Here is a 25,000-nt window from a genome sequence, read left to right on the forward strand (position 1 = left end):
TTTTTACGTTTAGGCTTTAAGCGCCTCAAGTGCGGCGGTGTAATCCGGTTCGGTAGTGATTTCGTTAACCAGCTCACTGAAAACAACGTTGTCGTTTTCGTCGATCACCAGTACCGCACGAGCAGCCAGACCTTTCAGCGCGCCTTCGGAAATGGCAACACCGTATTTTTCCAGGAAATCCGGGCTGCGCAGAGTGGAAAGGGTGATGACGTTGCTCAGGCCTTCAGCGCCGCAGAAGCGGGACTGGGCAAACGGCAGGTCAGCAGAAATGCACAGCACTACGGTGTTGTCCATTTCGGTCGCCAGCTGGTTGAATTTACGCACTGATGCAGCACAAACGCCAGTATCGATGCTTGGGAAAATGTTCAGGACTTTACGTTTGCCAGCAAACTGGCTCAGCGTGACGTCAGACAGATCTTTAGCCACCAGAGTAAAAGGCTGTGCTTTGCTGCCAGACTGTGGGATGGAACCTGCAACAGCAACCGGGTTGCCCTGGAAATGAACGAGTTGTGACATAGATATCTTCCTGTTTACAAATAGTTAACGTCGTGGCTAGTGTATGTCATCCGCAGTTAGCACGGCAAACCAATTTTCTGCCTTTCCGGCCTGCAAGGAGTTAGTGATGAGAAGCGTTAAGGTCTATGAAGAAGCCTGGCCATTGCACACCCCGTTTGTGATCTCGCGCGGCAGCCGTAATGAGGCCTGTGTGGTCGTGGTTGAATGTGAAGAGGACGGCGTAAAAGGCGTCGGGGAATGTACCCCTTATCCTCGCTACGGAGAAAGCCTGGCGTCAGTCATGGCGCAAATTATGACGGTGGTGCCCGAGTTGCAGGCGGGTCTGACGCGCGAGGCTCTTCAGCTTCGGTTGCCGGCCGGCGCGGCACGCAACGCGATTGACTGCGCACTCTGGAGTCTGGAAGCGGCGAAACAACAAAAACCGCTGCCTGCGCTGCTGGACGTTACGCTGCCGCAATCGATCGTCACCGCGCAAACGGTGGTCATCGGTGAACCAGAGCAAATGGCCGCCAGCGCTCAGGCGTTGTATGCCACCGGTGCAACATTATTAAAGGTGAAGCTCGACGATCGTCTGATTAGCGAACGCATGGTCGCCATTCGTGCGGCGGTGCCTGATGCCACTCTTATCGTCGATGCGAACGAATCATGGCATAGCGAAGGGCTGGCAGCCCGTTGTCAGCTGCTTGCCGATCTGGGCGTTGCCATGCTGGAGCAACCCCTCCCGGCAGAAGACGATGCCGCGCTGGCGAATTTTATTCATCCGCTTCCCGTCTGTGCAGATGAAAGCTGTCATACCCGTGAGAGCCTGTCAGCTCTCGAGGGACGCTACGAAATGGTGAACATTAAGCTGGATAAAACAGGTGGATTAACCGAAGCCCTGGCACTGGCACAAGATGCGCAGGCGCAAGGCTTTGCTCTGATGCTGGGCTGCATGTTGTGCACGTCAAGAGCGATCGGCGCTGCGCTCCCGCTGGTGAACAGCGTGCGTTTTGCCGATCTTGACGGCCCAACCTGGCTGGCGGTTGACGTATCACCCGCCCTGAATTTTACCTCCGGTGTACTTCATCTTTGAGGCTGCCAGCGCAGGAGATCTGTCATCGCCCGCAGGTATTTTTCGCTCGCTTCATCCGAGGAGATGGGCGGAAACTCTGCGGTGATACAGTGAAGGCTAAGGTCCGCGCACCAGCTGCCAAACGACCCGGGTGTTTCATAGCCAACGCTGCTCACCAGAGGTAGAGCAAACGCATCCGCCAGCCACTGCCCGAGCGCCGTATTACGAGGATCTTCAATACAGGCGAGGGGATCGTGGAAAGAGACAACCCAGGCCGGGTGGATCTTATGAATAAGCTGGCACAATGCCTGAGTCTCCGGTTCGGAACCGGGTTTGTCTCCCGTGAGCAGGACCACATCTCGCTCCTGCGCTGAACTGTTCCAGCGATACACCGTTTCACCGGCGCGCCAGTTTGCCGCCGGGAAGTTCCTGTTCAGGTCAACGCCGCGTGCATTCGCCCGTAATCCAAGCTGACAACCGTCCGGGTTGACGGTCAAAATCACATGATGTCGTCGTAAATCGGGGGCCAGCGTACGTAGCGCGCACGAGAGCGTCACGACAGACGAGTGTTCATCGCCATGCGTGCCCGCAATGATTAAGCCGCTAGTACGATCGGCCTCGGGTGCCGGAAACCAGATCAGCGGCGCGCCTAAAAACGAGCGTCCATAATGTTCAGTCCCGGGCGGGAAGGCGCCGCGTTCCGTTCTTGGTCGGGTAGTTGCCATAGTAAACCCTGATGATAAAGTCACTTCTGGCAGTGTTGTGCAAAAGCCGCGCTTAATCAAATAGTTTCCGTGTGTGTGGAAAATTGCCTGACATCAACTTTCCGGAGGAAGCATTTGCATTTCTCCGTTTCGAAACAAATAATTACGCATCTACCTGTTACCTGACATCATTAAGGGGATCGTATGAAGCATCCTGTTTCGCTTCTTTGTACTGCGCTGTGGCTGTGCGGGCTTTCTTCACTTTCATATGCCGCGGAGGTTCCCGAAGGAACGGTTCTGGCGCAAAAGCAGGAGCTGGTTCGACATATCAAAGATGAGCCCGCTTCGCTCGATCCGGCAAAAGCGGTGGGATTGCCCGAGATACAGGTGATCCGCGACCTCTATGAAGGGCTGGTGAATCAGAACGAAAAAGGGGAGTTAGTTCCCGGCGTGGCGACGCGCTGGCAGAGCAATGATAACCGCATCTGGACATTCACGCTGCGGGATAACGCTAAGTGGTCCGACGGTACTCCGGTGACGGCACAAGATTTTGTCTATAGCTGGCGTCGTCTGGTTGATCCTAGAACAACGTCACCTTTCGCCTGGTTTGCGGCGCTGGCGGGCATTAACAATGCCCAGTCCATCATCGACGGCAAAGCTGCTCCGGATACGCTCGGCGTGACGGCGGTCGATGCTAAAACGCTGCGCGTGCAGCTGGACAAACCGCTACCCTGGTTCAGTAATCTGACGGCTAACTTCGCGTTTTATCCTGTTCAAAAGGCCAATGTGGAGAGCGGTAAGGAATGGACGCGCCCTGGCGCGCTCATTGGCAACGGTGCTTATGTGCTGAAAGATCGCGTGGTGAATGAAAAACTGGTGGTTGAGCCGAACTCTCATTACTGGAATAACGCCAGGACGGTGCTTAAAAAAGTCACCTTTGTACCGATCAACCAGGAGTCCTCAGCGACCAAACGCTATCTGGCGGGCGATATCGATATTACAGAATCGTTTCCGAAAAACATGTACCAGAAGCTGCTTAAAGATATTCCGGGACAGGTATACACACCGCCACAGCTTGGGACCTATTACTACGCGTTTAACACGCAAAAAGGCCCAACCGCGGATGCCCGCGTACGTCTCGCGCTCAGCATGACTATCGACAGACGTATTATGGCGGAAAAAGTCCTGGGGACCGGCGAGAAACCGGCCTGGCATTTTACTCCCGATGTCACTGCGGGTTTTACGCCGGAAACCTCGCCATTTGAGCAGATGTCGCAACAGGAGCTAAATGCGCAGGCGAAAACGTTGTTGCAGGCGGCAGGCTATGGCCCTCAGCGGCCGCTAAAATTAACGCTGCTGTACAACACGTCTGAAAACCATCAGAAAATTGCGATTGCCGTTGCATCCATGTGGAAGAAAAATCTGGGTGTTGACGTTAAGTTGCAGAATCAGGAGTGGAAAACCTACATCGACAGCCGCAATACCGGGAATTTTGACGTCATCCGTGCATCGTGGGTAGGGGACTACAATGAGCCGTCAACATTCCTGTCGCTGCTGACATCCTCCCATAGCGGGAATATCTCACGATTCAACGATCCTGCTTACGATAAGATTATTCATCAGGCGACGCTCGAAACTACTGAAAAAGCGCGTAATGCCGACTACAACATGGCCGAGAAGATCCTCACCGAGAAAGCACCGATTGCCCCTATTTATCAATACACCAATGGCCGTCTCATCAAGCCATGGGTTAAAGGTTATCCGATAAATAACCCAGAGGATGTTGCGTACAGCCGTACAATGTATATTGAAAAGCACTAAAAAGAGCTCAGGGCGCTACGTGATTATGGTTAACATCCATTAACCCATAAGCGCCCGCTCTAAGGGTTGATAGTTTTACAGCATGGTTATTACCGAATATCCCCTTCATATCAGCCCATCACTTATTGTCATGATGAATATCTTCAGAGAGATTTTTTCTCCCGTTTATCGAAAAATGCGTAGTCATTTATTCGCCATACCGTTCCGCTTGAGGAGCAGCTTCGTCTGCTTTCCATTTTACCTGCCGGGCAACCCCTGTCAGCAGCGCAGCTAAACCAGACCGAACAGCATCTTCAGCAGTTGATTGCCAGCTATGCCCTGCTGAAGCACCAAAAAGAATAATGAGACTGGCGAAAAACACGGAGTTGACATGTCAGCAAGAGAGCGTTTTTTTAAGAAAGTGCAACAGAATATCGGGGACAAACCAATCTATGTTAATACGGCTGAGGCCGAAGTCAGGACGTTTTGTGAGCGGATGGAGGATCTTGCGCAGCAAATCATTACATGGTTTGAAGGTTCTGGTATTGAAATAATTTTATCTAAAAAACATATCACCGATTTAAGTACGGTTGGCTACAGCCTCAGTAGCGGTATATGTCGTTATGCTATTACGACGATCATTTTGCAAAATGGGGATCGCAGCGTCACCATTATGCCAGAACAGGTGATCAGGGGGCCGGAGAAGGGGTGTGTGACGATGAGTATTAATGTCCCCGATAGTCTGTCGGGGGCGAGGATATTCCATTTAAGCATGGCGCCTGATACAGGCTGGTATATTCGTCGCGGGCATCAAAGTGCAAAAGAGAATATTCTCATGAATGAGGACTGCTTTTTCCAGACTATCGACTATCTGGCCTGAACGTAAGCCACTCTAACGGGAGGGGCGCGTATTAACTACGTTAACTTATTAAGCACCACTAAACAACGGCGCCCTACAGTACCCCTCCTTAAATATATAATTACCGTTATGGAAGGGGTATCAGCAACCCAACGACAAGCCAGATATTTAGCGTAAAACATGCTTTTTATCCGCCCTAAGTAAAACTGCGCAAATCAAACTGCAAAACAACAAACCAGCGACGAACGTGAGGACAAATTCGTATGGCAATGCTATAACCCTTAATGCCAACCAAAATATAATGTCCCAGGAAAACGTATGCTAAGAAATATTAGTGTCAGAACGTTCATTGTCTATTTCCTTTTATGTGTATTTTTGGTAAGTGATGGAGTTATAGCGCTATTTTCACGGAATTCTTCGCTTTTTATTGCAGTCATAATTGTACAATTCATCGCCTTATTTTTACTCTGGGCGTACATGACCAAATATCTTGTGACGCCGATCAATACTGTGAAAAAAAGTATTGAAGAAGTAACGTCAGGCAAACTTGGCGTGTCGATACCTGAATTTGGCAACAACTGTGCGGGACGACTGATCCCCGGGATTAATAGTCTCTCCAGCAACATTGCAACGCTGGTCCGTGAGATCCGCGCCTCCTCGCAAACCGCGATGACCCTGTCAGATCAACTCTCTTCACGCAGCGCGCAGCTTTCCGTCAAAACAGAACAGCAGTCAGCTTCGCTGGTGCAAACGGCAGCCAGCATGGAAGAGATGGCTGCAAGTACAAAAAATAATGCCGACAATACCCGTTTAGCCAGCGAGCAGGCGAATATCGCGACGTTACAGGCGCGTAAAGGCGGAGAATTAATGGGGCAGGTCGCGAACAATATGCAGTCGATTACCGACTGCGCCCAGCAAATGACAGAGATTATCTCGCTGATTGACGGTATCGCTTTTCAGACCAATATTCTGGCGCTTAACGCCGCCGTTGAAGCGGCAAGAGCGGGCGACCATGGTAAAGGGTTTTCTGTGGTCGCGGGTGAGGTGAGAAGCCTGGCGCATCGTAGCGCCGAAGCGGCAAAAAATATTAAGTCACTGATTGAAGTTACCAGCCATAACGTGACGCAGGGCGTTAACGTGGTCTCTGAAGCCGAAAAAAACATGCATGACATTGTTACCGGTTCGGGCAATGTGAGCAGACTGATGGATGAAATATCCGCCTCAACATCAGAACAGGAAAAAGGTATTTCACAAATTACGCAGGCATTATCAGAGCTTGAACGCGTAACGCAGAGCAACGTGTCGATGGTTGAGGAACTCAATGGATCGTCAGATGTGCTGCGCAATCAGGTGATTGAGCTCCAGACACGAACACGCAATTTCCGTCTGGAAAATGAGTTCCAGACTGATAATGCGTTAAGAAGCCGCGAATGGGCGGTGAATTCCTGAACGTATTCAGGACGATGCCTCACATAATTATTGCTTAACCCTCGGCGAAAGCTAGACTGACACCGAAAGAGATAAAACGGTGGAGGCGCTGTGGAGAGCATTAAAGGGTCTGAGGTTAACGTACCTGACGCAGTTTTTGCATGGGTGTTTGATGGACAAGGCGGCGCAAGGCCGCTTGAAGATCAGGATCACATCGACAGCGAACATCCATGCTGGCTGCACCTCAATTACACGCACCCGGACAGCGCCGAGTGGCTCGCGTCCACGCCGCTACTGCCCAACAACGTTCGGGATGCGCTGGCGGGAGAAAGTCTCAGACCCCGCGTCAGCCGCATGGGTGAGGGGACGTTAATTACGCTGCGTTGTATAAACGGCAGTACGGATGAGCGTCCGGATCAGCTGGTGGCAATGCGTGTTTATATGGATGAACGGCTGATTGTTTCCACCCGCCAGAGAAAAGTGCTGGCGCTGGATGACGTCATTAACGATCTGAAAGAGGGCACGGGGCCTACGGATTGCGGCAGCTGGCTGGTGGATGTGTGTGATGCGCTGACCGATCATGCCAGCGAGTTTATTGAAGAACTTCACGATAAAATCATCGATCTGGAAGATAACCTGCTCGATCAGCAAATCCCCCCACGTGGTTTTCTGGCGCTGCTGCGTAAGCAGCTCATCGTGATGCGCCGCTATATGACCCCTCAGCGCGACGTTTATGCGCGGCTGGCCAGCGAACGCATGAGCTGGATGAACGACGATCAGCGCCGCAGAATGCAGGATATCGCTGACCGGCTCGGACGTGGACTGGACGAGATTGACTCATGTATTGCCAGAACGGCAGTCATGGCGGATGAGATAGCCCAGGTGATGCAGGAGTCGTTAGCCAGGAGAACGTACACCATGTCGCTGATGGCGATGGTCTTTTTACCGAGTACCTTCCTGACGGGGTTGTTTGGCGTAAACCTCGGAGGGATCCCCGGCGGTGAATATCACTATGGCTTCACCACGTTTTGCGTCATGTTAGTGGTTTTGATTGGGGGTGTTGCATGGTGGTTGCATCGTAGTAAATGGCTGTAAATTTACGCTTTTCTGAGGCAGAGTCGGCTTCAAAACGACATTTTAATTGAGCGAAGTCAATAAACTCCGACCATGTTAGGTGCAATATTACTCCCGCAGGTGAATGCAACGTCAAGCGATGGGCGTTGCGCTCCATATTGTCTTACTTCCTTTTTTGAATTACTGCATAGCACAATTGATTCGTACGACGCCGACTTCATAGTCGGCTTTTTTTTGCCTCCTGTTTATCTGCGTCTACCCTTTAGGAGTAAGCACCCTAATCTGGAGGAAAAGATGAGTATGCTACTTGCCCTGCAACGCCTCAACACCTGGCAGTCCGATCCGGTGCCCACCGATCCGACGCCGATACCCGATCCTGTCCCACGTCCGCAGCCGATGCCGGATCCGCCGCCCGATGAAGAACCGATTAAATTGTCGCATCGTTAGCGCAGATCTGCGAGGATACGCGCCATCTGACTGCAATCATTACCACGAGAGTATATTGTGACCGCTTTTTCCACGCTGAACGTTCTGCCTGAAGCCCAACTGACTAACCTGAATGAGTTGGGCTACCTCACTATGACCCCTGTCCAGGCCGCCGCGCTGCCGGCTATCCTTGAAGGCCGTGACGTGCGCGTGCAGGCGAAAACCGGCAGTGGAAAAACGGCTGCATTTGGGCTAGGCCTGTTACAACACATTGATGCAACCCTGTTTCAGACCCAGTCCTTGATACTCTGCCCGACGCGCGAGCTGGCCGATCAGGTCGCGGGTGAGCTGCGTCGTCTGGCGCGTTTTTTGCCTAACACTAAAATTTTAACGCTCTGCGGCGGGCAACCGTTCGGTGCGCAGCGCGATTCCCTTCAGCACGCGCCGCATATCATTGTGGCAACGCCAGGCCGTCTGCTCGATCACCTGCAAAAAGGCACTGTTTCACTCGATGCACTGCAAACGCTGGTGATGGATGAAGCTGACCGCATGCTGGATATGGGCTTCAGCGATGCGATTGACGAAGTGATCCGCTTTGCCCCAGCCACACGCCAGACGCTGCTCTTTTCTGCCACCTGGCCAGAGGCGATAGCGGCGATCAGCGGGCGCGTGCAGAAGAACCCGCTGACCATTGAAATCGATACTGTCGATGCGTTACCGGCGATTGAGCAGCAGTTCTTCGAGACATCGCAGCACGGCAAAATTCCACTGCTACAAAAATTGCTGAGCCAACACCAGCCAGCGTCCTGCGTGGTGTTCTGTAATACCAAAAAAGATTGTCAGGCGGTGTGCGATGCCCTGAATGATGCAGGACAGAGCGCATTATCGCTGCATGGCGATCTGGAACAGCGCGATCGCGATCAGACGCTGGTGCGTTTCGCTAACGGCAGCGCACGCGTGCTGGTTGCAACGGATGTGGCGGCCCGTGGCCTGGATATTAAATCGCTTGAGCTGGTGGTGAATTTCGAACTGGCATGGGATCCGGAAGTGCATGTCCACCGCATCGGGCGTACCGCGCGCGCAGGTAACAGTGGTCTCGCCATCAGCTTCTGCGCACCTGAAGAGGCGCAGCGCGCCAATATTCTTGCGGAAATGCTGCAACTGAAACTCAACTGGGTGAATACCCCTGGTAATATCAGCATCGCTCCGCTGGCGGCGGAAATGGCCACCCTGTGCATCGACGGCGGTAAAAAGGCCAAAATGCGTCCCGGTGACGTTCTGGGGGCGTTAACTGGGGATATCGGTCTCGACGGGGCAGATATTGGCAAGATCACGGTCCATCCTGCGCATGTCTACGTAGCGGTTCGCCAGTCAGTTGCGCAAAAGGCCAGGAAACAGTTGCAGGGCGGGAAGATTAAAGGGAAGACCTGCCGCGTTCGACTGCTGAAATAAGCTTAAAACGCGTCTCAGAAATGATATCTGAGACGCTCCCAGGTTACTTGACTTCTACCACGTTCAGGCGCAGTTCATCGAATTGCGCATCCTCTTCCTCTGGCTGCCAGCCAGCAGGCTGCATCGGGATCTCTTCGCGGTCAAACGCCAGATCCCCGCCATTCACCACCTCTGAACCGTGGTTAATCCCTTTGAAATCGAACAGTTCAACGTCGGCGAGGTGCGAAGGCACCACGTTCTGCATGGCGCTGAACATGGTTTCGATGCGACCCGGATAGCGTTTATCCCAGTCACGCAGCATGTCGCCAATGACCTGACGTTGCAGGTTCGGCTGTGAGCCGCACAGATTGCACGGAATGATAGGGAAGGCTTTGGCCTGGGAGAAACGCTCAATGTCTTTCTCGCGGCAGTAGGCGAGTGGGCGGATCACGATGTGTTTCCCGTCGTCGCTCATCAGCTTCGGTGGCATTCCCTTCATTTTGCCGCCGTAGAACATATTCAAAAACAGCGTTTGCAGAATGTCGTCCCGGTGATGACCAAGCGCAATCTTGGTGGCGCCCAGTTCGGTTGCGGTGCGGTACAGAATGCCGCGACGCAAACGTGAGCAGAGCGAGCAGGTCGTTTTGCCCTCTGGGATCTTCTCTTTAACAATGCCGTAGGTATTCTCTTCTACGATTTTGTACTCAACGCCCAGGTTCTCAAGGTACTCCGGCAGGATATGCTCCGGGAAGCCCGGCTGTTTCTGATCGAGGTTAACCGCGACCAGAGAAAAGTTCACCGGTGCGCTTTGCTGTAGATTGCGCAGGATCTCCAGCATGGTGTAGCTGTCTTTACCGCCCGACAGGCAGACCATGATGCGATCGCCTTCTTCAATCATGTTGAAGTCTGCAATGGCTTCGCCCACGTTACGGCGCAGTCGCTTTTGCAGTTTATTCAGGTTGTACTGTTCTTTCTTGTTAATTTCTTGATTTTGTTGCATCTATTCGTTACTCAGATCTCAAATGGGGCACAGGGTGAGGAAAACGATTTCAAAGCGTCAGCTTCGTGTTCATCTCTTCTATCCATGTAGCATAGATTTCATACACCATCTGCGCATGTACGTGCCCCATCTGGTTAGCGATAAAAGACGGGTTTGTGGCTACCGGTAAAAACCAGCATGCGAAAGTGTGTCGTGTATGGTACGGATTGCAGCGCCGAATGCCAGCACGATTTACAAATGAGCTCCACAGGAGAAGTTTGGTTAAGACTGAAGGGTTGTCTACACTTACAGCTTACGCAGTAAAAACGGAGGTGAAAATGACTGACCGTCCCGTTAATGGTGACCATCCTGATTATAATCCCAGCCCGGATAACCCGGACAAGGATGGAAAAAAACCGAAAGATGATCCTGGCTCAGCGCCTGAATCAGGCGATAAAGATCCAGAGTAATGACCTGCCGCCTTTTCGAAGGCGGTTTTAACACCCATTCGGCCTCTCTACGCGCACCGCTATTCATGTTGTCCTCTTCAACGTTGTCTGATAACCGCTCAGAACCCCTACTGTTTTGCCTGGCGAACAGCTGAGATAAAGCACGGATCTCATTCCCGCGTACCAGCGCGTTTTACATTTCTCCTGCTACGCTTTTGAGGGGGACAAGGGAGCGCTTCTATGAAAAATAAAGACGAGCAGACAGGATTAGTTGGGCTGGCGATTGGTGCCGCCGTTATCGGGCTGGTTTCATCCCAGAAGATCATCAACCGTGAAAGTATTGTCGCTGAGCTGGTAAGGCTCGGCAGGCAGAAGGGGGATGGTGTCGAAGATGAGGTCTTTTTAAAAGCGGCTGAGTTAGTGAGAAAAGGAGTATAACGATGGCTGACATTCGTCATGCACAGTGTCATTGTGGGGCGGTGAAATTTACGGTTGAGCTGTCGGACGGCCTGAATACCGCACGTCGATGTAGCTGCTCGTTTTGCAGGATGCGTGGGGCGGTAGTGGTTTCTGCGCCTTTGACGGGCATTAAGGTGACGCAGGGCGCGGACACGCTCACAGAGTACCGTTTCAACACCGGCACGGCGCGCCATTTCTTCTGTTCGATTTGCGGTATTTACACGTTCCATCAACGACGTTCCAATCCCAATGAATATGGTGTGAATGTTGCCTGTCTGGAAAATGTCACGCCATTCGACTTCCCGGAAGTGGTGGTAATGGATGGAGTTAATCACCCTATGGATGGCGGCAGCGGAGTATTTGGCTATCTCTCTTTCCGCAAAGAACAGGCGAAACAGCGATAAAAATTAGCCCGCAGATCGCTGCGGGCTAACGGGATTAGAACTGGTAAACCAGACCTAACGCTACAATGTCATCCGTACCGATGCCATTGTTTTTGTAGAATGAATCATCTTCATCCAGCAGGTTGATTTTATAATCAACATAGGTGGACATATTTTTGTTGAAATAGTAGGTAGCACCGACGTCAGCATATTTCACCAGATCTTTATCATCCTGGCCATTGCCCAGGTCTTTACCTTTGGACTGTAAATAGGAAATAGCCGGACGCAGACCGAAATCGAACTGATATTGTGCGGTCACTTCAAAGTTCTGGGTTTTGTTTGCCACCGCATCTGCATTGTCGCCGTACGGCGTCATATTGCGGGTTTCGGAATACATTGCCGCCAGATAAATGTTGTTGGCATCGTATTTCAGACCTGCGGTCCATGCATCCGCAGTATCGCCGCCCGCAGTAGTGTAATTTACCTGATCGTTGGTACGGTCAGATGAAGTATATGCCGCACCTGCGCTGAAGCCCATGCCGAAATCGTAGGTTGCGGATATACCGTAACCGTCACCATTTTCATGACGTGTATCACGACCGTTGTTGGTCCCTTCATTGGTAGAGCAGAAATTCTCGTCGCAGTTATTACCTTCATTATTACCCTGATACTGCACCGCGAAGTTCAGACCCTGCACCAGACCAAAGAAGTCGGTATTACGGTAGGTCGCCACGCCGTTTGCACGACCGGTCATAAAGTTATCGGCATAAGTATAAGAGTCGCCACCAAATTCTGGCAGCATATCGGTCCAGCCTTCAACGTCGTACAGGACGCCATAGTTACGGCCGTAATCGAAGGAGCCGTAATCGCCCACCTTCACACCCGCGAAGGCCAGACGCGTCCAGGACTGATTGTCAGACCCTTCGGTGTTGTTTGCCTGAATGTTGTATTCCCATTGTGCGAAGCCGGTCATCATGTCGTTGATTTGGGTTTCACCTTTGAAGCCCAGTCGCATATAGGTTTGATCGCCATCTTTAGACGCGTCGTCAGAGAAATAATGCAGACCATCTACTTTGCCATACAGATCCAGTTTATTGCCGTCTTTATTATAAATTTCAGCTGCGTGAGCGGCGCCAGCCATTAACAAAGCGGGGATCATCAGTGCCAGTACTTTTCTTTGCATTTTGATTATTCCTTTGCAGTTATTTTTTTATTACTTCGTGAACTTTCCGGGCTGGAAAGCTGTCCCATGCTAAATCACTCTGACGGCGGATGAATAAAATATAATTGTTACGGGTTAAGTAAAATCTAAACTAAATGATGCGGTAGAAATAACGATTGATGCCATGAATGAATTATTATAATCAATACAAAATAAAAATTATTAATTACGTGGAAAACAAGGTAACCTCCACGCCGTTATATGCCTTTAAGATTTTTTCATCCATAATTCCCGTGAATATTGTTCAGAACATTGAGGCAATTTTCACCGATCTTCTGGATTCGCCCGGTGCACGTGCATCGGGCTTTTTTTGGCAAAAAAATGCCCGGACAAGCCGGGCATAAAGTTATTCACTGGTCGATTTTTCGGCTTTCCCCGCCAGTTGCGCCAGGAAGTCATAACGCTTCTGTAGATCCGCTGCCGCATCCTTCCATAGCTGCTCTGCCACTTCTGGCTGTTGAGCGTTCAGCCTGCGGAAACGCTGCTCCTGAAGTAAGGTTTCGGCAAGGGCGTCTGACGGCGGACGCGAATCCAGCGCCAGCGGCAATTTCCCTTCATCGGCACGGCGCGGGTCGAAGCGGTACAGTGGCCAGAAGCCGGTTGCGGTGAGCTGACGCATCTGGTCGTGGCTGAGCGCCAGATCGTAGCCATGCTCCTCACACGGACTGTAGGCGATAATCAGCGACGGGCCTGGATACGCTTCCGCTTCCTGAATGGCTTTCACCGTCTGGTTGAGCTGCGCCCCCAGCGAAATCTGCGCGACGTAGACGTGTCCATACATCATCATGCTGACGCCCAAATCTTTACGCGCCTTGCGCTTGCCGTGCTCACCAAATTTCGTGACCGCTCCCAATGGCGTTGCTTTCGAGGCCTGTCCGCCGGTGTTGGAATAGCACTGAGTATCAAGCACCAGAATATTGACGTTTTCGGTCAGGCTCAGGACATGATCAAGACCGCCGAAACCAATATCGTAGGCCCACCCGTCGCCGCCGATCAGCCAGACAGATTTTTCAACCAGCGCGTCAGCATCAGTCAGGAGTTGTTCAGCCCCTTCAACACCCTGAAGCGCGTTGCGCAGTTCAGCAACCTGCGCGCGACGAACGTCAGGTGTGGCCTCCGCATGCAGGGCATCATTCAGTTCTGCCGGGATCTTATCGGCAAAGTGTGCCAGCAGACGCATTACGCGGGCGCGGTGCTGATCGACCGTCAGACGGAATCCCAGACCAAATTCTGCGTTGTCCTCAAAAAGCGAGTTTGCCCACGCCGGGCCGCGACCGTTCGCGTCGGTGGTGTATGGCGTGGACGGCAGGTTACCCCCGTAGATCGACGAGCAGCCCGTCGCGTTGGCAATCAGCATTCGGTCACCGTAAAGCTGAGTGAGCAGTTTGATATACGGTGTTTCGCCGCAGCCGGAGCACGCCCCGGAGTACTCGAAGAGCGGGGTGATGAGCTGCGAGGTACGAATGTCAATGCGTTCCAGCTTGTTGCGATCGATTTCAGGCAGGTCGAGGAAGAAATCATAATTCACTTTCTCTTCTTCAACATGTTCAAGACGCGACATCATATTGATGGCTTTGATTGACGGGTCCTGACGATCTTTCGCCGGGCACACCTCGACGCACAGGTTACAGCCGGTACAGTCTTCCGGCGCCACCTGTAGGACATATTTCTGACCACGCATATCGCGGGATTTTACATCCAGCGAGTGCAAACTTTCCGGCGCGCCATCTAACGCTTCTGGCGACACCACTTTGGCGCGAATGGCCGAGTGCGGGCAGGCCGCCACGCAGTGGTTGCACTGGGTGCACAGCTCTTCTTTCCAGATAGGGATCGCTTCGGCAATGTTGCGTTTTTCCCAGCGGGTCGTGCCCATCGGCCAGGTGCCGTCAGGCGGAAGCGCAGAGACGGGAAGGGTGTCGCCCAGTCCGGCAAGCATCGCCGCCGTGACGGTTTTGACGAAATCCGGGGCGGCGTCAGACACCACTGGCGGCCGGTTCGGACTGCTGGCATTGACCGGCTGCATCGGCACCGCGAACAGCGATTCGCGGGCCAGCGCCAGCGCCTGCCAGTTGCGCTCAACCAGTTCCTGACCTTTGCTGCTGTAGCTTTTGGCGATTGCACCCTGAAGCTCCATCAGCGCGCTGTCGCCCGGCAGAATATTGGTCAGGTGGAAGAACGCCATCTGCATAACCGTATTGATGCGCGCCGCCAGGCCGCATTCGCGGGCGATCTTCGCGGCGTTAATGACATACAGGCGCGCCTGTTTCTGGTTAAGCACCGCCTGCACTTCCTGGGGCAGGCGTGCCCAGACCTCATCGGCGCTGTAAGGGGTGTTGATCAGGAAAATACCGCCGGGCTTCAGGCGCTCGGCCATCTGATATTTATCAATGAACTGGAGCTGGTGACAGCCAACAAAATCTGCCTGAGAAATCAGGTATGCCGAACGGATCGGGTGTTCGCTGACGCGCAGGTGGGAAACGGTCAGTCCGCCCGCTTTTTTGGAGTCGTAGACGAAATATCCTTGCGCATACCACGGCGTAGAGTTGCCGATAATTTTGATGTTGTTCTTGGTCGCCGAGACGCTGCCGTCGCTACCCAGACCGTAGAACAGCGCTTCCAGTTTCGCAGTCGAGGGCAGGGTGTTTTCCGGCAAGGGCAGAGAAAGGTTAGTCACGTCATCATAAATGCCGACCGTAAAGCGCGGCTTCGGTTTTGCCTCGCGGAGTTCAGCAAATACCGCCAGGACGCACTCCGGTCCGAACTCTTTGGAAGACAATCCATAACGCCCGCCAATGACGCGCGGCAGCGTTTCGCGCTCACCGCGGTTAAACGCCTCAGCCAGAGCGGTCATCACATCCAGATAAAGTGGCTCAGCCTGTGCGCCAGGCTCTTTGGTGCGGTCCAGTACCGCCACTGCACGCGCGCTGTCCGGCAGGGCTGCGAGCAGGTGTTTCGCTGAGAAGGGACGGTAGAGGCGAACTTTGAGCACGCCAACTTTTTCACCACGCGTCAATAGCTCATCAACCACCTCTTCACAGGTGCCAATGGCGGAGCCCATCAGGACGATCACGCGCTCGGCCTGCGGATGACCGTAATATTCAAACGGCTTATATTCGCGGCCCGTCGCAGCGGCAAAATCGTCCATCGCCTGTTCAACGTGCTCATAGACCGCGTTGTACCACGGGTTTGTCGCCTCGCGGGACTGGAAATAGGTATCCGGGTTCGCAGAGGTACCCCGGATCACCGGATGCTCCGGATTGAGGGCGCGAGCGCGATGCGCATCGATGTCAGCCTGCGGCAGCAGATTAAGAATGGTGTCGTCCGGCAGCGGAACGATTTTATTGATCTCGTGGGACGTTCGAAAACCATCGAAGAAATGAATAAATGGCACTCGGCTTTTCAGCGTGGCGATATGCGAAATCAGCGCGAAGTCCTGCGCTTCCTGCACGCTGCTGGCGCAGAGCATAGCGCAGCCGGTCTGACGCACGGCCATCACATCTGAGTGGTCGCCAAAAATAGAGAGAGCGTGAGTGGCTACGGTGCGTGCGGCAACGTGCAACACAAACGGCGTTAATTGCCCTGCCAGCTTGTAAAGCGTGGGGATCATCAACAGCAGCCCCTGAGACGACGTGAACGAGGTCGACAGGGCACCGGTCTGCAACGCACCATGCACGGTGGCAATGGCACCGGCTTCGGACTGCATCTCTACAACCCGCGGGACATCGCCCCAGACGTTTTTTATCCCATTACCAGCCCAGGCGTCAGCCTGTTCAGCCATCGTGGAGCTGGGAGTGATGGGGTAGATGGCGATCACTTCGCTGGTACGAAACGCAACAGACGCGACTGCACCATTGCCGTCAATAGTTTGCATAGGACAACACCCTTACATTGCGCAAAAAGAGGGGCCTGAAAAACGACGACAGACCCTGAATATTATCTGTGTATTTTAGCAAAGCTCAGGTTTTACGATTTTCGCTTTTGTGTCCTTGGTATGCGCTGTATCAATGACTCGATGGCTACTCGCGTTAAAAAATTGCGAGAAATTGTTACCAGGGCGCATAAATACGCACATCCGCTCTCGACGATGCGGCGCGTGATGCCTATTATGCATAGGTTTCGCTTTAATTATGGGGAGGAAGGTATGCGTTCAGCATTTTGGGTCGGATGTGCCGCGTTACTGTTGTCGGCATGCAGCAATGAACCTGTACAGCAGGCGACAGCGGCACACGTTACGCCAGGTATGCGAGCGGCGATGTCCAGTTCAGGTCAGGCCAACTGCGCAATGATCGGCGGTTCACTCTCCGTTGCCCGTCAGCTCGACGGCTCCGCCATCGGCATGTGCGCATTGCCAAATGGCAAACGCTGTAGTGAGCAGTCGCTTGCCGTAGGTTCGTGCGGAAGTTACTGAGTTATTCAACTCGCTTAAACATCAATGTCTTATTGGCTGTCGCCAGGGTTAACTGGTCTTCGGTCAGGTCTACCTGTGCGCCTGTGCGTAGCATATCGGCGATGGTCTGATCCAGTTCATTTAGCTGCGGCTCGGTGCAGAGTTTCCGCGTCATTGCCAGCGTTTTGACCGTCAACTCTCCTTCGGACAGTTTCCCCTGGCCGTTGAAGCCGTTGCACATTGTGCCGGAGACGACAATGTTGTTAATCAGGCTGATATTGGGTTGCGCACTGAAGCGAATTTCAGGCTGGGTTTTCCCGCTTTTAACTGCTTTGCCATCCACATTTTCCAGAACGAAACGATGATTCTCTAGCTGTTCGGTCTGAACGGAGGCTTTACCAGGATTAACGCATCCAGCCAGTGCGAGGCTGATTAAACTTACTGCCGCGAGCTTTTTCATCTTTCTTCTCAAACTATCAATGCTGTAAATATTTTTTCAGTGTAACCATACCCTCCTGGGTGTTAATGGGGTTTATCTGAAAGTGCGGGAAGGGACCGGGCGTCGGCGCACCCGGTCAGTGAGTTAGTGCGATTTAAATCCGGCTGCGGTCATCAGCATTTTAAAGAGCATACTTACGCAGGCCAGCGCCAGAACGCTGCCGCCCCAGATGATGGCAAGCCACATCAAACGTTTCCATACAGGTTGTTGCATCAGTGATAACCCTCCCCATGCTGTACTTTTCCGCGAAAAACGTAATAACTCCAGAAGGTGTAGACCAGAATCACGGGAATGATCAACAGTGCACCCACTAACATAAAGCCCTGGCTTTGGGCTGGCGCAGCGGCCTGCCACAGGGTAATGTCCGGCGGGATAATATGCGGCCAGATGCTGATCCCAAGCCCGCTAAAGCCAAGAAAAATTAGCCCTAACGTCATGATAAATGGAAGAGTATGGCTTGCAGGTTCGTTCAGGCAACGCCACTGGCACAGACTCAGGATCGCAACCAGCGCAGGAACGGGCAGCAGATAAAACAGATTCGGCAGCGTAAACCAGCGCGCAGCAATAGCTGGTTGGGCGAGAGGGGTCCAGATACTGATTACTGCAATGAATACCAGAAGCAGGAGCAGAAGCACTTTCGATACCTGACGCATCCGCTGTTGCAGGGCATTTTCGCTTTTCATTACCAGCCACGTTGAACCTAACAGCGCGTAAGCCACCACAAGACCCGCACCGCAGAAAAAATTGAACGCGGTAAACCAGTCAAACGGACCACCGCTGTAAGCGCGACCAGTGACGCTGAACCCATGGATGACCGCGCCGACGGTGATGCCCTGGCTGAAGGTCGCCACAATTGATCCGCCAATAAAGGCCTTATCCCAGAACGGGCGGTGCGCCGGAGTGGCTTTGAAGCGAAATTCGAAGGCGACGCCACGAAATATAAGCCCGATCAGCATTATTGTCAGTGGAATGGTTAGCGCGTCGATGATAACCGCATAGGCGAGAGGAAAGGCGCCAAACAGGGCCGCACCGCCAAGCACCAGCCAGGTTTCGTTGCCATCCCAGACGGGAGCCACGCTATTGACCATCACGTCGCGGTCGTCCGCATTCGGCGTTGCCGGAAACAGGATGCCTATCCCCAGATCAAAACCGTCCATCACGATATACATCAACGTGGCGAAAACGATAATCACGAACCAGATAATGGAAAGATCGATACCCATTACGGTTACTCCTTAAATTCAGTGGTGACGGCAGAAAGCGGACGAGCAGGGCGGCCATCGGATTCAGTCGCGAAGGATTCATGGGGCTGCGGCCCTTTTTTAATCAGACGCACCATATAGCTGTAACCCACGCCGAATACCGCGGTGTAAACCACGAAGAAGGCCAGCAAACTGACGCTCATGTGCAGATCGCCATGCGCGGAAACCGCATCCTTTGTACGCTGTAGACCATAGACGACCCAGGGCTGGCGGCCGACCTCCGTTGTTACCCATCCGGCGAGGATCGCGATCAGCCCGGACGGCCCCATCAGCAGGGCAAACCACAGGAAGGAACGTGAGGTATAAAGGCGCTGTTTATAACGCAGCCAGATTGCCGTCACGCCCAGGAGCAGCATCAATATTCCCAGGCCGGCCATGATGCGGAAAGACCAGAAGACAATGGTGGCGTTCGGGCGATCTTCTTTTGGGAACTCCTTCAATGCCGGAACCTGTTTATCGAGACTGTGGGTCAGGATCAGGCTGCCGAGAGCGGGAATTTCCAGGCCAAAACGGGTCCGTTCCTGCTCCATATCCGGCCAGCCAAATAGCAGCAGTGGGGTAGGCTCACCCGGCGGATTCTCCCAGTGGCCTTCTATGGCGGCTATTTTCGCTGGCTGGTGTTTTAAGGTGTTAAGCCCGTGCATATCCCCCACCAGCGCCTGGACTGGGGCCACGATCAACGTCATCCACAACGCCATGGAAAACATGGTGCGAATAGCGGGCGTATTGTTTCCGCGCAGCAAATGCCAGGCCGCGGAAGCACCGACAAACAGCGCGCTGCTGAGAAATGCCGCTATCGACATGTGCAGCAGGCGGTAAGGGAAGGAGGGGTTAAACACCACGGCAAACCAGTCCACCGGAACGACCTGACCGTTGATGATTTCATACCCTTGCGGTGTCTGCATCCAGCTGTTTGACGAGAGGATCCAGAACGTAGACATGAGGGTCCCCAGTGCGACCATGCAGGTCGAAAAGAAGTGCAGCCCTGGCCCGACCTTATTCCAGCCAAACAACATTACCCCGAGGAACCCCGCCTCAAGGAAGAATGCGGTAAGCACTTCATAGGTCAGCAGGGGGCCGGTAATACTGCCCGCGAACTGGGAAAACCCACTCCAGTTAGTGCCAAACTGATAAGCCATCACCAGGCCGGAGACCACGCCCATCCCAAAGTTGACGGCGAAGATCTTCGACCAGAAATGGTACAGCGAGCGCCAGACGGGATTTTTTGTTTTCAACCACAGCCCTTCCAGCACGGCGAGATAGCTCGCCAGGCCAATGGTTATCGCCGGAAAAATAATATGAAAGGATACGGTAAAGGCGAACTGTATTCGCGCAAGATGAAACGCATCTAAACCAAACATGCACTGCCTCAATGTTAAACGGTGTACTGTTATGATAGAGAGGCGGCAAATGAGATATCAGAAGCAGAAATCGATAATTTATCTATAACAGTTGTGGGAAAAGCTGAACTTTATCTGGCTGATATAGGTAACAAGGAAGAATAAAAAATTTCTTTTTATGATTTTTACGCATTAAACAGCTTGCTTTGTCGCCAGCAACATGCGTTAATGGATTTCTGGTTTTGAATCCAAATAAATATCTGACGTAGTTTTATAAAGCAGTTCTCATCACGTTGTGCCTCTCCGCAGCCTCTCTTGGGTCTTTATCTACATTCCGATTAGTTTTGTATCGAACCATTTATTGCCTGATCGGCTCATGAGTAATTTACGTTTTTACGTTTACAGGAGAATCCTATGACTTCTTATATCCATTTCCGCTGCCCATGCTGTCATGGCTCGCAGTACCGCACCTCAGCTTTTGATGTGTCTGACAAAAATCCGTTCGGCGCGAAATGCATTTTCTGCAAATCGTCGATGATCACGCTCGACCACCTGGCCGCAGCGAGTTCTGCTCAGAATCACATTACAGAGTACCGCAAGTAATCTGCCGCGTTTCCTATAACAGTTAGCAAAATCTTCTCTTTTTCTCCTGCTGATATACACTGTCAGCAATAAGGAGAATCTGATGAAAAAATACCAGCGTCTGGCGCAACAAATTATCTTGCAGATTGAGCTTGGCGTATGGTTGCCGGGCGATAAGCTGCCTTCTCTGCGAGAGCAGGTGGCAAGCAGCGGCATGAGTTTTATGACCGTGGGCCACGCGTATCAGATGCTGGAAAGTCAGGGGCGCATTGTTGCCAGACCGCAGTCAGGCTATTACGTTGCCGCCCGCCCGACCACACACCAGCCTGCACCGCCCGCGCAGGTGATGCGCGATGAAGTGGTCGACATCAACACCTATATCTTCGACGTGCTACAGGCCAGCCGCGACCCCTCTGTTGTCCCTTTTGCCTCGGCGTTTCCCGATCCGCGCCTTTTCCCGCTTCAGCAACTCAACCGATCGCTGGCTAACGTCAGCAAAACGGCTACCGCCATGAGCGTGATTGAAAACCTGCCGCCGGGTAACGTCGACTTACGTCATGCCATTGCCCGTCGCTACGCTCAGCAGGGAATGAATATCTCCCCGGATGAAATTGTGATCACCGCGGGCGCGCTTGAGGCGCTTAACCTCAGTTTGCAGGCTGTGACTGAACCAGGGGACTGGGTTATCGTTGAAAACCCCTGTTTTTATGGCGCACTCCAGGCGCTTGAACGTCTGAAACTGAAAGCGCTGTCGGTTGCCACTGACGTGCGTGAGGGCATCGATCTCAGTGCCCTTGAGCAGGCGTTAAATGATTATCCGGTGAAAGCCTGCTGGCTGATGACCAACAGTCAGAACCCGCTCGGCTTCACGCTGAGTGCAGAGAAGAAAGCTCAGCTGGTGGCCTTACTCACCCGGCATAACGTCACGCTGATTGAAGACGATGTTTACAGCGAACTATACTTTGGCCGCGAAAAGCCGCTTCCGGCAAAGGCCTGGGATAAGCAGGATATGACGTTGCACTGCTCATCATTCTCCAAGTGTCTGGTGGCCGGTTTCCGTATTGGCTGGGTGGCGGCGGGAAAACATGCGCGCCGTATTCAGCAGTTGCAGCTGATGAGTACGTTGTCCACCAGCTCTCCCATGCAACTGGCGCTGGTGGATTACCTGGCGACCAAACGTTACGACGCCCACCTTCGCCGTCTGCGACGCACGCTTGCTGAACGCAAACAGCAGGCCTGGCAATCGCTTCTGCGCCATATGCCTGCCGGCGTCAAAATCCATCATAACGACAGCGGCTACTTTTTATGGCTGGAACTGCCTGAACAGCTGGATGCGGGGCGGTTGAGTGAGAAGGCGTTAACCCATCAAATCAGCATTGCGCCCGGCAAGATGTTTTCCACCTCTAATATCTGGACACCGTTTTTCCGCTTCAATACCTCATGGGGCTGGGGCGAGCGGGAGGAGCAGGCGGTCGTCCAGCTGGCGGGGTTAATCCGCGAAATGATGCTGCACCCAGTCACACCTTGATGAAAATTCCTGAAGCGACATAACGCGCAGTCTACCTTTAGTAAGGGAGCGCGGATTGGTAACGTGACGTTGTCACGTTTCTGCCCGCCAGAACGTGTGCTGACAGCGAAAACAATGTCGATTTCAACAGGACGATGCTATGCAAAATCAATTGCTGATTAATGGTGAACTGGTGACCGGCGAAGGTGAGAAGCAGGCGGTTTATAATCCTGCCACGGGTGAAGTGCTGCTGGAGATTGCTGAAGCGTCGGCAGCACAGGTGGACGCTGCCGTCCAGGCTGCCGATCGCGCGTTCACAGAGTGGGGACAAACGACGCCGAAAACGCGCGCCGATTGTCTGTTGAAACTGGCTGATGTGATAGAAGCCAACGCTGACGCGTTCGCAAAAGTGGAGTCCCTTAACTGCGGGAAACCGCTGCACTGTGTTCAGGGGGATGAGATCCCGGCCGTAGTCGATGTGTTTCGCTTCTTTGCCGGGGCCGCCCGCTGCCTGAACGGGCTGGCTGCCGGAGAATACCTCGAAGGACATACCTCAATGATCCGCCGCGACCCGGTTGGCGTTGTCGCCTCTATTGCGCCCTGGAACTACCCTCTGATGATGGCGGCGTGGAAGCTGGCGCCCGCGCTGGCGGCGGGAAACTGTGTCGTCATCAAGCCGTCTGAAATTACCCCGTTGACGGCGCTGAAGCTGGCGGAACTGGCGAAAGATATCTTCCCGCCAGGTGTGCTGAACGTGCTGTTTGGTCGCGGAAAAACCGTAGGAGATCCGCTGACCGGCCACGAAAAAGTCCGTATGGTTTCTCTCACCGGCTCTATTGCTACCGGAGAACATATTATCGGGCATACCGCATCTTCAGTTAAACGTACCCATATGGAATTGGGCGGAAAAGCCCCGGTCATTGTCTTTGACGATGCAGATTTGGATGCCGTGGTTGAAGGCGTGCGTACGTTTGGTTTCTACAATGCTGGTCAGGATTGTACCGCAGCCTGTCGTATCTATGCCCAGAAGGGGATTTACCCCGCGCTGGTCGAAAAGCTGGGCGCAGCCGTTGCCAGCCTGAAAATGGGCGCGCCGGACGATGCGTCAACCGAGCTGGGCCCGCTCAGCTCCGCAGCGCATCTTTCCCGCGTTTGTGCTGCCGTGGACGAAGCCAAAACCCTTGGACATATCCGCGTCGTCACCGGTGGCAGTAAAAGAGAGGGGGCAGGATATTACTTCCAGCCAACGCTGCTGGCCGGGGCGAAGCAGGAAGATGCGATCGTCCAGCGAGAAGTGTTTGGCCCGGTGGTCAGCGTGACAGAATTTGAGGATGAAGCGCAGGTGCTGAACTGGGCCAACGATTCGCAATACGGCCTGGCCTCGTCCGTCTGGACAAAAGACGTCGGACGCGCCCATCGCCTCAGCGCACGGTTGCAGTATGGCTGCACCTGGGTCAATACCCATTTTATGCTGGTGAGCGAAATGCCGCACGGCGGGATGAAGTTATCCGGTTATGGCAAAGATATGTCGGTCTACGGACTTGAGGATTACACGGTAGTCCGGCATGTAATGATCAAACACTAAACCCTCATGCCCGGCGCAGTGCCGGGCGATTCAGCTTACCAGCCACAGACCTCGTGTTCATTTTCCGTATCGTAGGCGCGAACGGTGTTCACCAGATCCTTCACGACATCTGCCGCGACGTCCGGGATCAACAGCTCCATTGGCGCTTCTGTTTCATAATCCACCGACACGCCGTTGCTGTTGTTGGTGACGGTCACGGTATAGGTAGCCTTACCCATTATTTACTCCTTATGCGTGTTGACCACTTTACCGATGCCCGCACCGCTGAGCGTGACGGCAGGATCCGCGAAAAAGTCGATATTAAAATAGGTGTCGTCGGTCAGTAGCTCAATGCGGTGCCATTTTTGTGGTGGGGAGATGCCAAAAGAACCGGCCTCAATGACCACTTCCAGATCGGGCTCGGTGGCGTCGCCATCGGCAAAGCCAAAGTAACGCACCGCACCCTGCATGACGGACAACCGACCGTACACGCCGGCTTTGGTGTTGTGATGGGTAAAAAGCGCTTTTGGGGCGGTCTCTTTATTCCAGAACGGCGTCGAGCGGGTATGAACAAAGTTTTCAGGAATACGTAACATCATAGTTTCCTTCATGTTGGCGGGCGCTTAAAGGGACTTAAGCACCTCAGGTTCAACAAAGAATTCAATATTGAACAGGGTGTCGTCGGTCATCACCTCAATGTGGTGCCATCTCTCTGGCGGGAAAACGCCGAAACGACCCGCTTCAATGACGAGCTCGCTGTCAGGCTCAGGTGTAAATTCATCAGCATAGCCCAGATAACGCACTGCGCCACGCATCACCGACAGGCGAGGGTAAACGCCCGGACGCGTGCCCGTATCAAGGTGACGTTTAAAAATGCCGGCGGGGGCCGTTTCTTTGTTCCAGAAAGGCGTGGAACGGGTGTGAATGCAACTCTGCGGAATGCGTAGCATGTTTCCTCCCTTAAAAGCCTGCTGGTATTAAACTGCTTTCTGAGGGGGTGGATTTATCAAAAAGTGCATTTAATATGCATCTTATCAATAATAACCGTTTTTCTTTACCCGGCGTTGTTACACAAGGT

Annotated in this window: 26 protein-coding genes and 2 pseudogenes; 15 read left to right on the forward strand and 13 right to left on the reverse strand. The window is 53.1% G+C overall.

The features are described from left to right. Positions 1-9: 9 nt before the first annotated feature. The gene (gene tpx / locus ACWKXX_RS09300; RefSeq protein WP_003856889.1) at positions 10-516 is read right to left on the reverse strand and encodes a thiol peroxidase; all 507 of its coding nucleotides are present in this window, start codon (positions 514-516) and stop codon (positions 10-12) included. 106 nt (positions 517-622) lie between these two features. Here tpx and ycjG point away from each other — a divergent pair, with 106 nt between their 5' ends. Further along, the gene (ycjG, locus tag ACWKXX_RS09305; protein WP_032619607.1) at positions 623-1,588 is read left to right on the forward strand and encodes an L-Ala-D/L-Glu epimerase; all 966 of its coding nucleotides are present in this window, start codon (positions 623-625) and stop codon (positions 1,586-1,588) included. Here the strand turns inward: ycjG and mpaA are convergent. Continuing rightward, positions 1,579-2,292 (reverse strand): murein tripeptide amidase MpaA, encoded by a 714-nt coding sequence (gene mpaA, locus ACWKXX_RS09310; RefSeq protein ID WP_261666210.1) that lies wholly within the window; start codon positions 2,290-2,292, stop codon positions 1,579-1,581. The two genes, ycjG and mpaA, sit on opposite strands and share 10 nt — an antisense overlap. Before the next feature lie 183 nt (positions 2,293-2,475). Between mpaA and ACWKXX_RS09315 the strand changes: the two genes are divergently transcribed. The 7 genes and pseudogenes from ACWKXX_RS09315 to dbpA all read left to right on the forward strand — a co-directional run bounded on the left by ACWKXX_RS09315 (position 2,476) and on the right by dbpA (position 9,310). Next, the gene (locus tag ACWKXX_RS09315) at positions 2,476-4,092 is read left to right on the forward strand and encodes a peptide ABC transporter substrate-binding protein (protein ID WP_261666211.1); all 1,617 of its coding nucleotides are present in this window, start codon (positions 2,476-2,478) and stop codon (positions 4,090-4,092) included. A gap of 201 nt (positions 4,093-4,293) precedes the next feature. Next, positions 4,294-4,434, forward strand: a pseudogene (locus tag ACWKXX_RS09320) (VasL domain-containing protein); the annotation flags it as partial. Positions 4,435-4,462: 28 nt separating this feature from the next. Continuing rightward, a complete protein-coding gene (locus tag ACWKXX_RS09325) occupies positions 4,463-4,951 on the forward strand; it encodes a hypothetical protein (RefSeq protein WP_045142581.1) in 489 nt (162 codons plus the stop codon). Positions 4,952-5,248: 297 nt separating this feature from the next. Then, positions 5,249-6,379 carry a methyl-accepting chemotaxis protein gene (locus tag ACWKXX_RS09330; protein WP_080276444.1) on the forward strand — a complete coding sequence of 377 codons (1,131 nt, stop codon included), beginning with the start codon at positions 5,249-5,251 and terminating at the stop codon, positions 6,377-6,379. Positions 6,380-6,469: 90 nt separating this feature from the next. Beyond that, the gene (gene zntB / locus ACWKXX_RS09335) at positions 6,470-7,453 is read left to right on the forward strand and encodes a zinc transporter ZntB (RefSeq protein ID WP_017382256.1); all 984 of its coding nucleotides are present in this window, start codon (positions 6,470-6,472) and stop codon (positions 7,451-7,453) included. A gap of 273 nt (positions 7,454-7,726) precedes the next feature. Continuing rightward, on the forward strand, positions 7,727-7,879 hold the full coding sequence (gene ynaL, locus ACWKXX_RS09340; RefSeq protein ID WP_015570430.1) for a proline-rich small protein YnaL: 153 nt from the start codon (positions 7,727-7,729) through the stop codon (positions 7,877-7,879). A 57-nt stretch (positions 7,880-7,936) separates the two neighbouring features. Beyond that, a complete protein-coding gene (gene dbpA, locus ACWKXX_RS09345) occupies positions 7,937-9,310 on the forward strand; it encodes an ATP-dependent RNA helicase DbpA (RefSeq protein ID WP_049134332.1) in 1,374 nt (457 codons plus the stop codon). A gap of 43 nt (positions 9,311-9,353) precedes the next feature. Here dbpA and ttcA read toward each other — a convergent pair whose 3' ends face one another. Continuing rightward, complete coding sequence (gene ttcA / locus ACWKXX_RS09350) at positions 9,354-10,289, reverse strand: tRNA 2-thiocytidine(32) synthetase TtcA (protein WP_001186974.1); 936 nt, start codon at positions 10,287-10,289, stop codon at positions 9,354-9,356. A 49-nt stretch (positions 10,290-10,338) separates the two neighbouring features. After that, positions 10,339-10,536: pseudogene (locus ACWKXX_RS09355) on the reverse strand (site-specific integrase); the annotation flags it as partial. Positions 10,537-10,606: 70 nt separating this feature from the next. On the opposite strand from ACWKXX_RS09355, the gene ACWKXX_RS09360 reads away from it, so the two are divergent. From ACWKXX_RS09360 to ACWKXX_RS09370, 3 genes are all read left to right on the forward strand, one after another. Next, the gene (locus tag ACWKXX_RS09360; protein WP_017693355.1) at positions 10,607-10,738 is read left to right on the forward strand and encodes a hypothetical protein; all 132 of its coding nucleotides are present in this window, start codon (positions 10,607-10,609) and stop codon (positions 10,736-10,738) included. 219 nt (positions 10,739-10,957) lie between these two features. After that, positions 10,958-11,155, forward strand: coding sequence for a hypothetical protein (locus ACWKXX_RS09365; RefSeq protein WP_000790642.1), 198 nt, complete (start codon positions 10,958-10,960; stop codon positions 11,153-11,155). Between the two features lie 2 nt (positions 11,156-11,157). Next, on the forward strand, positions 11,158-11,580 hold the full coding sequence (locus tag ACWKXX_RS09370) for a GFA family protein (RefSeq protein ID WP_261666212.1): 423 nt from the start codon (positions 11,158-11,160) through the stop codon (positions 11,578-11,580). Between the two features lie 34 nt (positions 11,581-11,614). Here ACWKXX_RS09370 and ompC read toward each other — a convergent pair whose 3' ends face one another. Both ompC and nifJ read right to left on the reverse strand, forming a co-directional pair. Next, the gene (ompC, locus tag ACWKXX_RS09375) at positions 11,615-12,742 is read right to left on the reverse strand and encodes a porin OmpC (RefSeq protein WP_017382260.1); all 1,128 of its coding nucleotides are present in this window, start codon (positions 12,740-12,742) and stop codon (positions 11,615-11,617) included. Between the two features lie 385 nt (positions 12,743-13,127). After that, a complete protein-coding gene (gene nifJ / locus ACWKXX_RS09380; protein WP_261666213.1) occupies positions 13,128-16,652 on the reverse strand; it encodes a pyruvate:ferredoxin (flavodoxin) oxidoreductase in 3,525 nt (1,174 codons plus the stop codon). A 270-nt stretch (positions 16,653-16,922) separates the two neighbouring features. On the opposite strand from nifJ, the gene ACWKXX_RS09385 reads away from it, so the two are divergent. After that, a complete protein-coding gene (locus tag ACWKXX_RS09385; protein ID WP_003856935.1) occupies positions 16,923-17,189 on the forward strand; it encodes a putative hemolysin in 267 nt (88 codons plus the stop codon). A gap of 1 nt (position 17,190) precedes the next feature. On the opposite strand, the gene hslJ is transcribed toward ACWKXX_RS09385, so the two are convergent. The 4 genes from hslJ to ACWKXX_RS09405 form a co-directional block, all read right to left on the reverse strand. Continuing rightward, on the reverse strand, positions 17,191-17,628 hold the full coding sequence (gene hslJ / locus ACWKXX_RS09390; protein WP_261666214.1) for a heat shock protein HslJ: 438 nt from the start codon (positions 17,626-17,628) through the stop codon (positions 17,191-17,193). Positions 17,629-17,751: 123 nt separating this feature from the next. After that, entirely contained in the window at positions 17,752-17,880 is a 129-nt protein-coding gene (locus ACWKXX_RS09395) for a DUF2474 domain-containing protein (protein WP_017382264.1), read from the reverse strand. Continuing rightward, positions 17,880-18,890: a cytochrome d ubiquinol oxidase subunit II gene (cydB, locus tag ACWKXX_RS09400; protein WP_058686352.1), complete on the reverse strand. Its 1,011-nt coding sequence runs from the start codon at positions 18,888-18,890 to the stop codon at positions 17,880-17,882. The genes ACWKXX_RS09395 and cydB overlap by 1 nt, the downstream gene beginning before the upstream one ends. A gap of 5 nt (positions 18,891-18,895) precedes the next feature. Then, complete coding sequence (locus ACWKXX_RS09405; RefSeq protein WP_252064814.1) at positions 18,896-20,290, reverse strand: cytochrome ubiquinol oxidase subunit I; 1,395 nt, start codon at positions 20,288-20,290, stop codon at positions 18,896-18,898. A gap of 393 nt (positions 20,291-20,683) precedes the next feature. Between ACWKXX_RS09405 and ymcF the strand changes: the two genes are divergently transcribed. The 3 genes from ymcF (at position 20,684) to patD (ending at position 23,943) form a co-directional block, all read left to right on the forward strand. Beyond that, positions 20,684-20,872 carry a cold shock small protein YmcF gene (gene ymcF / locus ACWKXX_RS09410; protein ID WP_454540805.1) on the forward strand — a complete coding sequence of 63 codons (189 nt, stop codon included), beginning with the start codon at positions 20,684-20,686 and terminating at the stop codon, positions 20,870-20,872. 82 nt (positions 20,873-20,954) lie between these two features. Next, positions 20,955-22,379, forward strand: coding sequence for an aminotransferase-like domain-containing protein (locus tag ACWKXX_RS09415; RefSeq protein ID WP_261666216.1), 1,425 nt, complete (start codon positions 20,955-20,957; stop codon positions 22,377-22,379). A 139-nt stretch (positions 22,380-22,518) separates the two neighbouring features. Further along, positions 22,519-23,943 carry an aminobutyraldehyde dehydrogenase gene (gene patD, locus ACWKXX_RS09420; RefSeq protein WP_033487823.1) on the forward strand — a complete coding sequence of 475 codons (1,425 nt, stop codon included), beginning with the start codon at positions 22,519-22,521 and terminating at the stop codon, positions 23,941-23,943. Positions 23,944-23,978: 35 nt separating this feature from the next. Here the strand turns inward: patD and ACWKXX_RS09425 are convergent, their stop codons facing one another. From ACWKXX_RS09425 to ACWKXX_RS09435, 3 genes are read right to left on the reverse strand one after another with little or no spacing between them, the layout of a single operon-like run. Then, entirely contained in the window at positions 23,979-24,161 is a 183-nt protein-coding gene (locus ACWKXX_RS09425) for a DUF1869 domain-containing protein (protein WP_003856955.1), read from the reverse strand. A 3-nt stretch (positions 24,162-24,164) separates the two neighbouring features. Further along, complete coding sequence (locus tag ACWKXX_RS09430) at positions 24,165-24,518, reverse strand: DUF1971 domain-containing protein (protein ID WP_003856958.1); 354 nt, start codon at positions 24,516-24,518, stop codon at positions 24,165-24,167. Positions 24,519-24,545: 27 nt separating this feature from the next. Then, positions 24,546-24,872 (reverse strand): DUF1971 domain-containing protein, encoded by a 327-nt coding sequence (locus tag ACWKXX_RS09435; RefSeq protein WP_015570441.1) that lies wholly within the window; start codon positions 24,870-24,872, stop codon positions 24,546-24,548. Positions 24,873-25,000 lie beyond the last annotated feature (128 nt).

Source organism: Enterobacter sp. UPMP2061, from assembly GCF_053709615.1.